This window comes from Pseudomonas sp. P4_B4 (assembly GCF_056402255.1).
Genome location: NZ_JBFUHS010000002.1, coordinates 54,968 through 70,324 on the forward strand (window position 1 = coordinate 54,968; position 15,357 = coordinate 70,324).

The 15,357-nt window shown below is 61.0% G+C and carries 10 protein-coding genes; 4 read left to right on the forward strand and 6 right to left on the reverse strand.

The window, feature by feature from the left end; translation table 11 throughout:
• Window positions 1-88 precede the first annotated feature (88 nt).
• Window positions 89-1,549 (reverse strand): D-alanyl-D-alanine carboxypeptidase/D-alanyl-D-alanine endopeptidase, encoded by a 1,461-nt coding sequence (dacB, locus tag AC1DVE_RS02545; protein ID WP_223454921.1) that lies wholly within the window; start codon window positions 1,547-1,549, stop codon window positions 89-91.
• Window positions 1,550-1,783: 234 nt separating this feature from the next.
• On the opposite strand from dacB, the gene AC1DVE_RS02550 reads away from it, so the two are divergent.
• On the forward strand, window positions 1,784-2,128 hold the full coding sequence (locus AC1DVE_RS02550) for a YggL family protein (protein ID WP_223454919.1): 345 nt from the start codon (window positions 1,784-1,786) through the stop codon (window positions 2,126-2,128).
• Window positions 2,129-2,188: 60 nt separating this feature from the next.
• On the opposite strand, the gene AC1DVE_RS02555 is transcribed toward AC1DVE_RS02550, so the two are convergent.
• On the reverse strand, window positions 2,189-3,379 hold the full coding sequence (locus tag AC1DVE_RS02555) for a benzoate/H(+) symporter BenE family transporter (protein WP_223454917.1): 1,191 nt from the start codon (window positions 3,377-3,379) through the stop codon (window positions 2,189-2,191).
• A gap of 257 nt (window positions 3,380-3,636) precedes the next feature.
• Between AC1DVE_RS02555 and AC1DVE_RS02560 the strand changes: the two genes are divergently transcribed.
• Window positions 3,637-4,401: a GntR family transcriptional regulator gene (locus AC1DVE_RS02560; protein WP_007993504.1), complete on the forward strand. Its 765-nt coding sequence runs from the start codon at window positions 3,637-3,639 to the stop codon at window positions 4,399-4,401.
• Window positions 4,402-4,579: 178 nt separating this feature from the next.
• On the opposite strand, the gene guaD is transcribed toward AC1DVE_RS02560, so the two are convergent.
• The 4 genes from guaD to xdhA form a co-directional block, all read right to left on the reverse strand.
• Window positions 4,580-5,884 carry a guanine deaminase gene (gene guaD, locus AC1DVE_RS02565; protein WP_477783701.1) on the reverse strand — a complete coding sequence of 435 codons (1,305 nt, stop codon included), beginning with the start codon at window positions 5,882-5,884 and terminating at the stop codon, window positions 4,580-4,582.
• Window positions 5,885-5,907: 23 nt separating this feature from the next.
• Window positions 5,908-6,750, reverse strand: coding sequence for a xanthine dehydrogenase accessory protein XdhC (gene xdhC / locus AC1DVE_RS02570; protein ID WP_223454914.1), 843 nt, complete (start codon window positions 6,748-6,750; stop codon window positions 5,908-5,910).
• A gap of 118 nt (window positions 6,751-6,868) precedes the next feature.
• Window positions 6,869-9,268: a xanthine dehydrogenase molybdopterin binding subunit gene (xdhB, locus tag AC1DVE_RS02575; RefSeq protein WP_223454912.1), complete on the reverse strand. Its 2,400-nt coding sequence runs from the start codon at window positions 9,266-9,268 to the stop codon at window positions 6,869-6,871.
• Complete coding sequence (xdhA, locus tag AC1DVE_RS02580; RefSeq protein ID WP_477783702.1) at window positions 9,261-10,715, reverse strand: xanthine dehydrogenase small subunit; 1,455 nt, start codon at window positions 10,713-10,715, stop codon at window positions 9,261-9,263. Before xdhA ends, xdhB begins: the two co-directional genes overlap by 8 nt.
• A gap of 278 nt (window positions 10,716-10,993) precedes the next feature.
• Between xdhA and AC1DVE_RS02585 the strand changes: the two genes are divergently transcribed.
• Window positions 10,994-11,653 (forward strand): GntR family transcriptional regulator, encoded by a 660-nt coding sequence (locus AC1DVE_RS02585; RefSeq protein WP_223454909.1) that lies wholly within the window; start codon window positions 10,994-10,996, stop codon window positions 11,651-11,653.
• 2 nt (window positions 11,654-11,655) lie between these two features.
• Window positions 11,656-15,144: a chromosome segregation protein SMC gene (gene smc / locus AC1DVE_RS02590; RefSeq protein ID WP_477783703.1), complete on the forward strand. Its 3,489-nt coding sequence runs from the start codon at window positions 11,656-11,658 to the stop codon at window positions 15,142-15,144.
• Window positions 15,145-15,357 lie beyond the last annotated feature (213 nt).

Here is a 15,357-nt window from a genome sequence, read left to right on the forward strand (position 1 = left end):
GTCAGTCGTCACATCGATGTTGGATGTGCCGCCGTCTTCGCGAGCAAGCCCGCTCCCACAAAGGATCAACTGTGTTCTTTAGGTCCGGTTACAACACCGAAGCCGTCTGCGGCATTTTCGGTTGTCGGTACAGGTCCAGCAGCACCTGATCGAGCACCGACGAAGCGCCGAACGGGGCCTTGTCGTTGAGGATCGCCACCACCGCCCAGGTGTTGCCGTTGACGTCGCGACTGAAACCGGCAATCGCCCGCACGGTGTTCAGGGTGCCGGTCTTGACGTGGGCTTCACCGCGCATGGCAGTGGTCTTCAGGCGTTTGCGCATGGTGCCGTCGGTGCCGGCAATCGGCATCGAACTGATGTACTCGGCGGCATACGGGCTGTGCCACGCAGCTTCGAGCATCGAGGCCATTTCCCGGGCGCTGACGCGCTCGGCACGGGACAGGCCGGAGCCGTTCTCCATCACCAGGTGCGGCGCGGTGATGCCCTTTTTCGCCAGCCACTGGCGCACGACACGCTGGGCGGCCTTGGCGTCGTCACCATCGGCATCGGTGCGGAAGCGTTGGCCGAGGCTCAGGAACAACTGCTGGGCCATGGTGTTGTTACTGTATTTGTTGATGTCGCGGATGATTTCCGCCAGGTCCGGCGAGAACGCCCGGGCCAGGACCTTGGCGTCTTTCGGAGTTGGCGCCAGCACATCCTTGCCCTGAATGCTGCCACCCAGCTCCTTCCAGATCGCGCGGACGGCGCCGGCGGTGTAGGTCGCGTGGTCGAGCAGCGACAGGTAAGTCTGCGAGCTGCAGCCTTCACCCAGTTGGCCGCCGACCGTCACGGTCACGCTGCCATCGGCCTGTGCCACCGGGTTGTAGCGCACGCCACCGGTGCATTGCTTGGAGTTGAGGGCCTTGACCTGGTTGTCGATGCGGATGGTCGCAATCGGCGGCTCCACCGAGACCAGCACCTTGCCCGAGTCATTGCGCGCGACGAAGCGCAGCGCCTTGAGGTTGACCAGCAGCGAGTCGGGTTTGACCAGGAACGGCTTGTTCTCGTCGTTGCCGTCGTCATTGAACTCCGGCAGTTGCGGTTGCATGAAGAAGGTTTTGTCCAGCACCAGGTCGCCGGTGACCTGGGTGACGCCGTTGGCACGCAGATCGCGCATCAGCAGCCAGAGTTTTTCCATGTTCAGCTTCGGATCGCCCCCACCCTTGAGGTAGAGGTTGCCGTTGAGAATGCCGCCACTCAAGGTGCCGTCGGTGTAGAACTCGGTTTTCCACTGGTGGTTCGGGCCGAGCATTTCCAGCGCCGCGTAGGTGGTGACCAGTTTCATGGTCGACGCCGGGTTGACCGACACGTCGGCGTTGAACACCGTCGGGGTGCCGGGGCCGGTGAGCGGGATCATCACCAGCGACAGGGCGTTGTCCTGCAACTTGCTGGCTTTCAGGGCTTTTTCAACGCTGGGCGACAACGCGGTATTGATTGGAGCGGCGGAAACGGAGAGGGCCAGGGGGAGAAGAAAACCGGCCAACAGCAATGGACGCAAAGATTTGATCATCTGAAATAAAACCCTACAGTCGAGGGGAAAAAAGACGAGGGCATGGAGATAAATTCCCTCAATGGTCATGAAAGTGTCGGCATTATGCCCCAAGGTGTCACGGCTTGTGCCGTGCGCGGGCATTCTGATCGGCTATTTTTTTACCGACGGTAGGCGTGGTGGCCCAGAGAGTCAGGCAATCGGCGGCTTAAACTGCTAAAGTGCCGCCCGTTATTACTTAAGAGGATTGTTCCAATGGCGACTAACCGTTCCCAGCGCCTGCGCAAAAAACTGTGCGTCGATGAATTTCAAGAGCTGGGTTTCGAACTGAACCTGGATTTCAAAGAAGATTTGGCTGATGAAGCCATTGATGCTTTCCTCGATGCGTTCCTCAAAGAAGCCATGGAAGCCAACGGTCTGGGCTATGTTGGCGGCGACGACTACGGTCTGGTTTGCCTGCAGAAGCGTGGCTCGGTCAGCGCTGAACAGCGCATTGCCGTTGAAGCCTGGCTCAAAGGCCGCACCGAGCTGACCAGCGTTGAAGTCAGCCCGCTGCTGGACGTCTGGTACCCGGAAAAGCCGATCAATCCGGTAGCTTGATGTTCTAAAAAAACGGCGACCCAAGGGTCGCCGTTTTTTTATGCCCGGGTTTTGTGTATTTCAGGCCTTGCGCCAGTTCAGAATCACCAGCGTCACTACCCCCGCGACAATCCCCCAGAACGCCGAACCGATGGAAAACAGCGTCAGCCCCGATGCCGTGACCATGAAGGTGATCAGCGCCGCTTCACGTTCCTTCACTTCGCTCATGGCGATGCTCAAGCCGTTGATGATCGAGCCGAACAGCGCCAGCGCCGCAATCGACAGCACCAGTTCCTTGGGCAGCGCGGCGAACAATGCCGCGAGCGTCGCACCGAACACGCCGGCGATCCCGTAGAAAATCCCGCACCAGACGGCTGCGGTGTAGCGCTTGTTGCGATCCTCATGGGCGTGCGGCCCGGTGCAGATCGCTGCGCTGATCGCCGCCAGGTTGATCCCGTGGGAGCCGAACGGTGCCAATAGCAAACTGGCGATGCCGGTGGTGGTGATCAGCGGCGAGGCAGGCACCGTGTAACCATCGGCGCGCAATACGGCGATGCCGGGCATGTTTTGTGAGGTCATGGCGACGACAAACAGCGGGATGCCGATGCTGATGGTCGCGGCCAGTGAGAAGTGCGGCGTGGTCCAGACCGGCGTGGCCACTTCCAGGTGGAAACCGCTGAAGTCCAGCAACCCCATGAAACCTGACAATGCCGTGCCGATCAGCAATGCTGCCAACACCGCGTAGCGCGGCGACAGGCGCTTGACCACCAGATAACTGACAAACATCCCCAGTACCAGGGCGGTGCGGTGTTGCGCCGCGACGAAAATCTCGCTGCCGATCTTGAACAGGATCCCCGCCAGCAGGGCGGCGGCCAGGGATGCCGGAATCTTTTTCATCAGTCGTTCGAAGCTGCCGGTCAGCCCGCAAATCGTCACCAGCACCGCGCAGGTGATGTAGGCGCCGATGGCTTCGCCGTAGCTCACGCCGCCCAGGCTGGTGATCAGCAGCGCGGCGCCGGGGGTCGACCAGGCAATGGTGATCGGCGTGCGATAGCGCAGGGACAGGCCAATGGAGCACACCGCCATGCCGATGGAAATCGCCCAGATCCACGACGAAATCTGCCCGCTGCTCAGGCCCGCCGCTTGCCCGGCCTGGAACATCAGCACCAGGGAGCTGGTGTAGCCGGTCATCATGGCGATGAAGCCGGCAACGATGGCCGAGGGCGAGGTGTCGGCCAGAGGGCGGATTTGCGTGTGGGTGGCGTCGTTCATGACGGTGGTGTTCCTTTTACAGATGAAGATGTCCGCTCCCACAGGGATTACGTCAAAAGGCGGATTCTGCGAACAAGCCTAAACTCAAAAGTAATCAGGCGTTGCGATACAGCCGAGGCAACATTCAGCCGTACAGTCGTGTTGCCACCCTCCATTGTGTACAATCGCAGTGTTTTTTACGCGATACTTGCCAGCGACCCACTGTGCCGTATTACAGTCGCGGTCAATTCGCCGCAGTTCTTCCGACTCGAGTGCCCATGAACGAACAGTTGCAACCCCTAAAGAAACAACCGCGAGCAGGCAAAGCCGGCCGCAGCGGTACCCAGGACGATATTGTCTACGCGCATATCTTCGAGGCCATCCTCGAGCAGCGTCTGGCGCCCGGCACCAAGTTGAGCGAAGAAGCGCTGGGGGAAATTTTCGGGGTCAGCCGCACCATCATTCGCCGCGCCTTGTCGCGCCTGGCCCATGAAGGCGTGGTGTTGCTGCGTCCGAATCGCGGCGCCGTGGTCGCCAGCCCGAGCGTCGAAGAAGCCCGCCAGGTGTTCATGGCCCGCCGTCTGGTGGAGCGAGCGATCACCGAGCTGGCCGTTCAGCACGCGACCGCCGAGCAGATTGCCGAATTGCGCCAGATGGTCAACGACGAACGCGACAGCTTCTCCCGTGGCGATCGTGGTGCCGGCATCCGCCTGTCGGGCGAATTCCACCTGAAACTGGCCGAAGCGGCGAAAAACGCGCCGCTGATCAGCTTCCAGCGCAGCCTGGTGTCCCAGACGTCGTTGATCATCGCCCAGTACGAAAGCGGCAACCGTTCCCATTGCTCCTACGACGAGCACACCCAGTTGATCGACGCCATCGAAAAACGCGACGCTGAACTGGCGGTCGACCTGATGATGCACCACATGGATCACATCGACAGCAAGCTCAACCTCGACGAGGAAAGTGCGTCGGATGATCTGCATGCGGTGTTCTCGCATTTACTGCAGACCAAGAAGCCTGGGCGGTCGACTGCGAAACTCTGATCTGTAGGAGCGAGCTTGCTCCGGGCGGCGTTCCGACGATGGTCGTGAACGATAACGCGGGGCGCTTGAATTGCTGCGGCGCTCTCGGGTTCTTCGCGAGCAAGCTCGCTCCTACAGAGGATCAAAAAAATCCCCCGGAATCTGATGATTGCGGGGGATTTTTTATGTCTTGAGAAAACTAGCGCTGATGCACCAGATTCCCCGCCGCATAAGTCTGCTGAACAGTCCGGTCATCCCCCAGGGTCATCAACACAAACAACGTCTCGGCGATGTTATTGGCCTGCTTCAGGCGATAGCCCAGCAACGGCGTGGCGTTGTAGTCCAGCACCAGGAAGTCGGCGTCGGTGCCTGGTTGCAGGTTGCCGATCTTGTCTTCCAGACGCAGTGCGCGGGCGCCGCCGAGGGTGGCCAGGTACAGCGACTTGAACGGGCTCAGGCGTGCACCTTGCAGCTGCATGACCTTGTAGGCTTCGTTGAGGGTTTGCAGGAGCGAGAAACTGGTGCCACCGCCCACATCGGTGCCGATGCCGACATTGAGCTTGTGCTTCTCGGCCATCGGCAGGTTGAACAGGCCGCTGCCGAGGAAGAAGTTCGAGGTCGGGCAGAATGAGATGGCCGAACCGGTTTCCGCCAGGCGCGCGCACTCGTCATCGCACAGATGCACGCCGTGGGCGAACACTGAGCGCTCGCCGAGCAACTGGTAGTGATCGTAGACGTCCAGGTAACCCTTGCGCTCCGGGAACAGTTCCTTGACCCACTCGATTTCCTTGAGGTTTTCGCTGATGTGGGTCTGCATGTACAGATCCGGGTATTCGGTCAGCAATTGGCCGGCGAGGGTCAGTTGTTCCGGGGTGCTGGTCGGTGCGAAGCGAGGGGTGACCGCGTAGTGCAGGCGACCCTTGCCGTGCCAGCGCTCGATCAGCGCCTTGCTTTCGATGTAGCTGGATTCGGCGGTGTCGGTCAGGTAGTCCGGGGCGTTGCGGTCCATCATCACCTTGCCGGCGATCATCCGCAGGTCGAGCTGCTCGGCGGCTTCGAAGAACGAGTTCACCGATTGCGGGTGCACGCTGCCGAATACCAGCGCAGTGGTGGTGCCGTTGCGCAACAGTTCCTTGATGAAAATGTCCGCGACCTGGTCGGCGTGGGCCTTGTCGGCGAATTGGCTTTCGCACGGGAAGGTGTAGGTGTTGAGCCAGTCCAGCAATTGCTCGCCATAGGCGCCGACCATGCCGGTTTGCGGCAGGTGGATGTGGGTGTCGATGAAGCCGGGGGTGATCAGTGCGTCCTGATAGTGGGTGATTTCGACGTCAGCCGGCAGGGTCGGCAGCAGTTCGCTGGCGTGGCCCAGGGCGCTGATCTGGCCGTTATCCACAACCAGCAGGCCGTCTTCGAAATACTCGTAGGAGGCTTCGATGCCCACGATGGCTGGGTCGGCGATGCTGTGCAGGATGGCGGCGCGGTAAGCTTTGCGAGTCAGAGTCATGGGCGTTCTCAAGTTGTGGCTCTTTAGTTCGAAGCGTGGCTGCGGCGTGACGCAGGCAGCAGTTTGGCAATCGATCCGGCGCTGACGGTGTGCTGGCCGAAGTTCGCGTTATAGGTGGCGATGATCTCGCCGGCGATGGAGATGGCGATTTCCACGGGCAACTTGCCTTTGACTTCGCCGATGCCCATCGGGCAGCGCATGCGTTGCACGACGCTGTTGTCGAAACCGCGGTCGCGCAGGCGATGTTCGAACTTCACCCGTTTGGTCTTCGAACCGATCAGGCCGAAGTAGGCGAAGTCGTTGCGCTTGAGGATCGCTGCGGTCAGCTCGAGGTCGAGTTGATGGTTGTGGGTCATCACGATGCAATAGCTGCCGGCCGGCAGATCATCGATTTCATCCACCGGTTCTTCGCTGACGATCTTGCGTACGCCATGGGGGATCTGCTCGGGGAATTCATCTTCCCGCGAATCGATCCAGCGCACCCGGCAAGGCAGGCTGGCCAGCAGCGGCACCAGGGCGCGGCCGACGTGGCCTGCACCGAACACGGCGATCTGCGCCTGAACCTGGCCCATCGGTTCGAACAGCAAAACGGTTGCACCACCGCAGCACTGGCCGAGGCTGGCACCGAGGCTGAAGCGCTCCAGATGGGTGTCCTGCTTGCCACTGGCGAGCATCTCGCGGGCGATCTTCATGGCCTTGTATTCCAGGTGCCCGCCACCGATGGTGTCGAAGCTCTGGTTCGCGCTGATGACCATCTTCGAGCCAGCGTTGCGCGGCGTCGAGCCGAGCTCTTCGATGATGGTGACCAGCACGCAGGGCTCACCCCGGTTTTGCAGGTCGGCGAGGGCGTCGATCCAGTTGTACATGTTTCACCTCAACATCTCTGTTGTCTGTACCGGCCTCTTCGCGGGCAAGCCTCGCTCCTACAAGGATTGTGCAAAACCTGTAGGAGCGAGGCTTGCCCGCGAAGGCCGCACTTCGGTCTTAGAGCGAAGCCAACTCGGTCTCAGCCTCGACAGCCTTCGCCGCCTTCAGCTGGCGCATCTGCTCACAGCCCCACAACACCCGCTCCGGGGTCGCCGGTGCGTCGATTTTCGGTTGATGCCTGTAATCGCCCAGGCTCGCCACGGCGTCCTTGATCGCACACCACGAGGCGATGCCGAGCATGAACGGCGGCTCGCCCACGGCCTTGGAGTGGAACACCGTGTCTTCCGGGTTCTTGCGGTTTTCCACCAGCTTCACCCGCAGGTCCAGCGGCATGTCCGCCACGGCCGGGATCTTGTAGCTGGCCGGGCCGTTGGTCATCAGCTTGCCCTTGTTGTTCCACACCAGCTCTTCCATGGTCAGCCAGCCCATGCCCTGGATGAAACCGCCCTCGACCTGACCGATGTCGATGGCCGGGTTCAGCGAGGCGCCGACGTCGTGGAGGATGTCAGTGCGCAGCATCTTGTATTCGCCGGTCAGGGTGTCGACCAGCACTTCGCAGCACGCCGCRCCAAAGGCGAAGTAGTAGAACGGACGGCCGCGAGCCTGGCTGCGGTCGTAGTAGATTTTCGGGGTCTTGTAGAAGCCGGTGCTCGATAGCGACACCTGGGCGAAGTACGCCTGCTGGATCAGTGCTTCGAAGGTCAGGATGTGATCGCGAACCCGCACGTGGCCGTTGTGGAATTCCACGTCTTCTTCGCTGACCTTGTACTGGCGAGCCGCAAATTCCACCAGGCGTTGCTTGATGGTTTCGGCGGCGTTCTGCGCGGCCTTGCCGTTCAGGTCGGCACCGCTGGAAGCGGCGGTTGGCGAGGTGTTCGGTACTTTGTCGGTGTTGGTCGCGGTGATCTGCACGCGGTCCATTTCCACCTGGAACACTTCGGCCACCACCTGCGCGACCTTGGTGTTCAGGCCCTGGCCCATTTCGGTGCCACCGTGGTTGAGGTGGATGCTGCCGTCGGTGTAGACGTGCACTAGCGCGCCGGCCTGGTTGAGGAAGCTGGCGGTGAAGGAAATGCCGAATTTCACCGGGGTCAGCGCCAGGCCTTTTTTCAGGATCGGGCTGTTGGCGTTGTAGCGACGGATCGCTTCGCGACGTTCGGCGTACTGGCTGCTTTCTTCCAGTTCCGCGGTCATCTCTTCGAGCATGTTGTGCTCGACGGTCTGGTAGTAGTGGGTGACGTTGCGCTCGGTCTTGCCGTAGTAGTTGGCCTTGCGCACGGCCAAAGGATCCAGGGCCAGATGGCGAGAGATGGCGTCCATCACTTCTTCGATGGCGACCATGCCTTGCGGGCCGCCGAAACCACGGTAGGCGGTGTTCGACGCGGTATTGGTCTTGCAGCGGTGACCGTTGATGGTCGCATCGCCCAGGTAGTACGAGTTGTCCGAATGGAACATCGCGCGGTCGACGATCGACGCCGACAGGTCAGGGGAGCAACCGCAGTTACCGGCCAGTTCCAGGTTGATGCCGTGCAGCCGCCCGGTGCTGTCGAAGCCCACGTCGTACTCGACATAGAACGGGTGACGCTTGCCGGTCATCAGCATGTCTTCGACCCGCGGCAGGCGCATCTTGGTCGGCTGGCCGGTGAGGTGAGCGATCACCGCACACAGGCACGCCGGGCTGGCCGCCTGGGTTTCCTTGCCGCCGAAACCGCCGCCCATGCGGCGCATGTCGACAACGATCTTGTTCATCGACACGTCCAGCACTTCGGCCACCAGCTTCTGCACTTCGGTGGGGTTCTGCGTGGAGCAGTAGACGATCATGCCGCCATCTTCGGTCGGCATCACCGAAGAGATCTGGGTTTCCAGGTAGAAGTGTTCCTGGCCACCGATGTGCAGCGTGCCCTGGATGCGATGTTCGGCAGTGGCCAGCGCCGTGGCCGAATCGCCGCGCTGATGGGTGTGGCTGTCGAGTACGAAGTGGCGCTTGCGCAGGGCTTCGACCACGTCCAGCACAGGCTCCAGGTCTTCGTATTCGATGATCGCGGCCATGGCCGCCTTACGCGCGGTTTCCAGGTCTTTCGCCGCCACGGCGACCACCGGTTGACCGACGAATTGCACGGTATCGATGGCCAGCAGCGGATCGCCCGGCAGCAACGGACCGATGTCTTTGAGGCCCGGTACGTCTTCGTGGGTGATGGCGATGCGCACGCCTTCGAAGGCGTAGCAGGGCGCGGTGTCGATGCTGATGATCCGGGCGTGGGCACGGTCCGACATGCGCGCATAAACGTGCAACTGGTTCGGAAACTCCAGGCGATCGTCGATGTACTGCGCTTCACCGGCCACATGTTTGGCGGCGCTGTCGTGCTTGACGCTGCGGCCGACACCGGTGGTCAGGTCCTTGGCGAACAGTTCAGCCAATTCGGCTTGGGTCTTCTCTACGGCGTGATGATTAGACATAAGCGGTCACCCGAGTCTCGATGTGCGGTGTTTGCAGTTCGATGAAGTATTTGCGCAGCAGGTTCTGCGCGCTGAGCAGGCGGTATTCCTTGCTGGCGCGGAAGTCCGAGAGCGGTGTGAAGTCTTCGGTCAGGGCAGCGCAGGCACGTTCAACGGTGGCGTTGTTGAATGGCGAGCCGAGCAACGCGGCTTCGCAAGCAGCGGCACGTTTCGGGATGGCCGCCATGCCGCCGAAGGCGACGCGGGCTTCGGCGACCACGCCGTTTTCCAGGCGAATGTTGAAGGCGGCGCAGACGGCAGAAATGTCGTCGTCCAGGCGCTTGGAAACCTTGTAGGCGCGGAACAGTTTTTCGACGCTGGCGCGCGGCACGATGATCTTCTCGATGAACTCGCTTTCCTGGCGCGCAGTGACGCGGTAATCGATAAAGTAATCTTCCAGAGCCAGGGTGCGGCGGGTTTCGCCTTTGCACAGCACGATTTGCGCGCCCAGGGCGATCAGCAGGGGCGGCGAGTCACCAATCGGCGAAGCGTTGCCGATGTTGCCGCCCAGGGTGCCCTGGTTGCGGATCTGCAAGGAGGCGAAGCGGTGCAGCAATTCACCGAAGTCCGGGTACTCGGCGTTCAAGGCCTCGTAGCAATCGGAAAGGGAGGTGGCGGCACCGATTTCCAGGCGATCGTCAAAACGCTCGATGCGCTTCATCTCGGCGACGTTGCCGACATAGATCATCACCGGCAGGGTGCGGTGGAACTGCGTGACTTCCAGCGCCAGGTCAGTACCGCCGGCCAGCAGGCGGGCCTGTGGATAAGCGTCGTAGAGATCGGCCAGGTCGGCCACGGTCAGCGGCACCAGGCAGCGTTTGTCACCGCTGTTGAGTTCGCCGATATCGGTCGGGGCAATCGCTTTGAGGCGCGCGATGGTGTCGGCCTCGCGGGCGTCGAACTGGTCCGGTTGCTTGGCGCAGCAGGACTGCTCGGCAGCTTCCAGGATCGGCCGGTAGCCGGTGCAACGGCAGAGATTGCCGGCCAGTGCTTCGTGGGCCTTGGCATGATCCGGTGCATCGCTGTTCTTTTGCAGGGCAAACAGCGACATCACGAAGCCTGGGGTACAGAAGCCGCATTGCGAGCCGTGGCACTCGACCATGGCTTTCTGCACACTGTGCAGCTGACCCTTGTGCTTGAGGTCTTCAACGCTGATCAGTTGTTTGCCGTGCAGGGACGACACGAAGGTCAGGCACGAGTTGAGGCTGCGATAGCGAATGTGTTCGCGACCGTCGTCATCGGTCTGCAATTCGCCGACCACCACGGTGCAGGCGCCGCAGTCACCGCTGGCGCAGCCTTCTTTGGTGCCGGGTTTGCCCACATGGTCGCGCAGATAATTGAGCACGGTCAGGTTCGGGTCCAGGGCGTGCTCGCTACGGAGTTCCTGGTTTAGTAAAAACTGGATCACGGAAGGCCTCGCAGACTCATTATTGTTGTTAACCGATAGGAACTGAATTTAGCAGGTCTGACTTTTCGGTCAATGATTTTCTGACTTAAAGGTCAGGAAACTGCAATTTGTCGATTAACCACCTGTTCCTTAATTATTGTCGTTGGTTCGATAGCCTGCCTTTTTGCTTGAATTTGCTTGAATCGTGCCAAAAAACCTCCGGGCGGGCACTCCGCCCTGACGCAGCAATTGCGCTACACTGCGCCGCTTGTACAGATCAAAGAGTTTGAAGGACAACCATGACGTTCAAGGCGCCGGACAGCCTCGCCGAGCAAATCGCTCACCACCTCGCCGAACGCATCATTCGCGGCGAAATGAAGCCCGGGGAGCGCATCCAGGAACAGAAGGTCACGCTGGCCCTCAACGTCAGCCGTGGTTCGGTCCGCGAGGCCTTGCTGATCCTCGAGCGTCGGCACCTGATCGCGATCCTGCCGCGACGTGGCGCCCACGTTACCGAGCTCACGCCGCACAAGGTGCAGAGCCTGTGCAAGCTGATGAGCGAGCTCTATATTCTGCTCGGTAACTCGGTGGCCAGCGGCTGGAAAACCCAGGCCGACATGGCGCCGTTCGTGCAGATCCAGCAACGCCTGACTGCCAGCTACGAGCGTCAGGACATCCGCTCTTTCGTCGATGACAGCTTCAATGTGATGCGCGCCGCGTACCCGTTCGCCAACAACCCGTACTTGCAGGAAACCGTCGAGAATCTGCAGCCGGCCATGAGCCGTGCGTATTTCCTCGCGCTGGACCAGCGCAAAGCGTCGATGAGCGAATTCCTCGAACTGTTCGAACGCTTGCTCGCTGCCGTGCTGGCCCGTGACTTTGCGCAGATTCGCGTGGTGCTGACGGCTTACGCCCAGCGCAGTTGCGATCTGGTGATCTCTGCCCTGACGGACGCCTGAGGGTGCGGCTCAAGTGCATCAAACTGGCGGGGTTCAAGTCCTTCGTCGACCCGACCACGGTGAACTTCCCCAGTAACATGGCGGCGGTGGTCGGGCCCAATGGTTGCGGCAAGTCGAACATCATCGACGCCGTGCGCTGGGTGATGGGCGAGAGTTCGGCGAAGAACCTGCGCGGCGAATCGATGACCGACGTCATCTTCAACGGCTCCACCAGCCGCAAGCCGGTGAGCCAGGCGAGCATCGAACTGGTGTTCGACAACTCCGACGGCACCTTGCTCGGGGAGTACGCCGCTTATGCGGAAATCTCCATTCGCCGCAAAGTGACCCGCGACAGCCAGACCACCTATTACCTCAACGGCACCAAATGCCGGCGCCGCGACATCACCGACATCTTCCTCGGCACCGGCCTTGGCCCGCGCAGCTACTCGATCATCGAGCAGGGGATGATCTCCAAGCTGATCGAGTCCAAGCCCGAAGACCTGCGCAACTTCATCGAAGAAGCCGCAGGCATCTCCAAGTACAAGGAGCGCCGGCGCGAGACGGAAAACCGCATCCGCCGCACCCACGAAAACCTTGAGCGCCTGACTGACCTGCGCGAAGAGCTTGAGCGTCAGCTCGAACGCTTGCACCGCCAGGCCGAGGCCGCCAAGAAGTATCAGGAACTCAAGGGCGAGGAGCGTCAGCTCAAGGCCCAGCTGTCGGCCCTGCGCTGGCAGGCGCTGAACGATCAGGTCGGCCAGCGTGAAGCGATCATCGGCAACCAGGAAGTTTCTTTCGAAGCCCTGGTGGCCGAACAGCGCAATGCCGACGCAAGCATCGAGCGCCTGCGTGACGGACACCACGACCTCTCGGAACGCTTCAACCTGGTGCAGGGGCGCTTCTACTCGGTCGGTGGCGACATTGCTCGGGTCGAGCAGAGCATCCAGCACGGTCAGCAGCGTTTGCGCCAGTTGCAGGATGACCTGAAAGAGGCCGAGCGCGCACGCCTGGAAACCGAATCGCACCTGGGCCACGACCGCACGCTGTTGCTGACCCTCGGCGAAGAGCTGGACATGCTCACCCCGGAACAGGAAGTCACCAGCGCCGCCGCCGAAGAGGCCGCTGCCGCGCTGGAAGAATCCGAAACCACCATGCACGGCTGGCAAGAACAGTGGGATACGTTCAACCTCACCGCCGCCGAGCCGCGCCGTCAGGCCGAAGTGCAGCAGTCGCGGATCCAGCAGCTGGAAACCAGCCTGGAGCGCCTGGCCGATCGCCAGAAGCGTCTTGGCGAAGAACGTGCCTTGCTCTCGGCGGACCCGGAAGACGCAGCGATCATGGCGCTCAGCGAGCAGCTCGCGGAATCCGAAGCGACCCTTGAGGATTTGCAGACCAGCGAAGAAGCGCAGGTCGAAAAGCTTGAGCAATTGCGTCAGGAACTGCAGCAGGCGCTGTCGGCGCAACAGCAGGCCCAGGGTGATTTGCAGCGCCTCAACGGTCGACTGGCTTCGCTCGAAGCCTTGCAGCAAGCTGCGCTCGATCCGGGCACCGGCACTGCTGAATGGCTGCGCGAACAGAATCTTGCGAATCGCCCGCGCCTGGCCGAAGGCCTGAAGGTTGAGGCCGGTTGGGAACTGGCGGTGGAAACCGTGCTCGGCGCCGACCTGCAAGCGGTGCTGGTGGACGATTTCAACGATTTCGATCTGTCCGGGTTTGCCCAGGGCGATTTGCGTTTGCTCAGCCCGGCCAGCGATGGCGTACGAGTGCCGGGCAGCTTGCTGGACAAGGTCGAGGCGCAGCTCGATCTGTCGCCATGGCTGGGGCAGGTCAAGCCGGTGGACAGTCTCGAACAGGCCTTGGCCTTGCGGGGTCAATTGGCTGTCGGGCAGAGCCTGATCAGCCGTTGCGGTTACTGGGTCGGACGGCATTTTCTGCGGGTGCGTCGGGCCAGTGAAGCGGAAAGCGGCGTGCTCGCCCGTGGTCAGGAAATCCAGCAACTGGGCCTTGAGCGTGAAGAGCGCGAAGCCGCCGTCGAAACCCTGGAAACCCAACTGCAGAATCTCAGGGCGCAGCAGCGTCAGCAGGAGAACGGCCGCGAACATTTGCGCCGTTTGCTGCAGGACGAAGCGCGTCAGCAAGGTGAATTAAAGGCTCAATTGTCCGCCGGCAAAGCCAAGGCCGAACAATTGACCCTGCGCCGCACCCGCCTCGACGAAGAGCTCACCGAGCTGGACGAACAGCGGGCCCTGGAGCACGAAAACATCGGCGAAGCGCGCCTGCAATTGCAGGAAGCCCTCGACAGCATGGCGCTGGACACCGAGCAGCGTGAGTTGCTGCTGGCCCAGCGCGACAGTCTGCGGGAGCGTCTGGACCGGGTGCGTCAGGAAGCACGGCAGCACAAGGATCACGCCCACCAGCTGGCGGTGCGTCTGGGCTCGCTCAAGGCCCAGCACGATTCGACGCGCCAGGCGCTGGAGCGACTGGAGATGCAGTCCGAGCGCCTGACCGAAAAGCGCGAGCAACTGAGCCTCAATCTGGAGGAGGGCGAAGCACCGCTGGAAGAACTGCGTTTGAAGCTCGAGGAGTTGCTCGACAAGCGCATGACCGTCGACGAAGAACTCAAGACCGCGCAGATCGCCCTCGAAGACGCCGACCGCGAACTGCGCGACGCCGAGAAGCGCCGCAGCCAGACCGAACAACAATCCCAGTTGATTCGCAGTCAGCTCGAAACCCAGCGTATGGAATGGCAAGCCCTGACCGTGCGCCGCAAGACCTTGCAGGACCAATTGCTGGAAGACGGCTACGATCTCCACGGCGTACTCGCAACATTGACCGCCGAGGCCAGCGAGAAGGATGCCGAGGAAGAACTCGAGCGCATCGCTGCGAGGATCCAGCGCCTGGGCGCGATCAACCTGGCGGCCATCGATGAGTACCAGCAACAATCGGAACGTAAACGTTATCTGGATGCGCAGAACGACGATCTGGTGGAAGCGCTCGATACCCTTGAGAACGTGATTCGCAAGATCGACAAGGAAACCCGTAACCGTTTCAAGGATACCTTTGATCAGATCAATGGCGGTTTACAGGCGCTTTTCCCAAAAGTTTTCGGTGGAGGCCGCGCGTATTTGGAACTGACGGGCGAAGATCTACTCGATACAGGGGTAACAATCATGGCGCAGCCACCAGGAAAGAAGAACAGCACCATCCATTTGCTCTCCGGCGGCGAAAAAGCCCTGACCGCATTGGCCCTGGTTTTTGCGATCTTCAAATTGAACCCGGCGCCGTTCTGCATGCTCGATGAGGTTGACGCGCCACTGGATGACGCTAACGTTGGACGCTACGCGCGATTGGTAAAAGAGATGTCACAGACAGTGCAGTTCATCTATATCACCCACAACAAGATCGCCATGGAAATGGCCGAACAACTGATGGGTGTGACGATGCACGAACCCGGTTGTTCACGTCTGGTGGCCGTGGATGTCGAGGAGGCGATGGCGATGGTGGACGCCTAGCGGCGAGCATCAAGCTGCAAGCTTGAAGCTTGAAGCTTGAGCTGTGTGGGCCATACGACGCTCTACCGGTGGAATGAAGATGGCAAATCGACATAATTTGCGCAGCGATTTTGGTAGACGGTGTAAAGTTGCCTTTGGTCGTGCTAGTTTAATGTCAATTTTTCGTATACGTGGGCAAAACGCCTGTCAGAACATAGAGTTGGCGCCACGTTT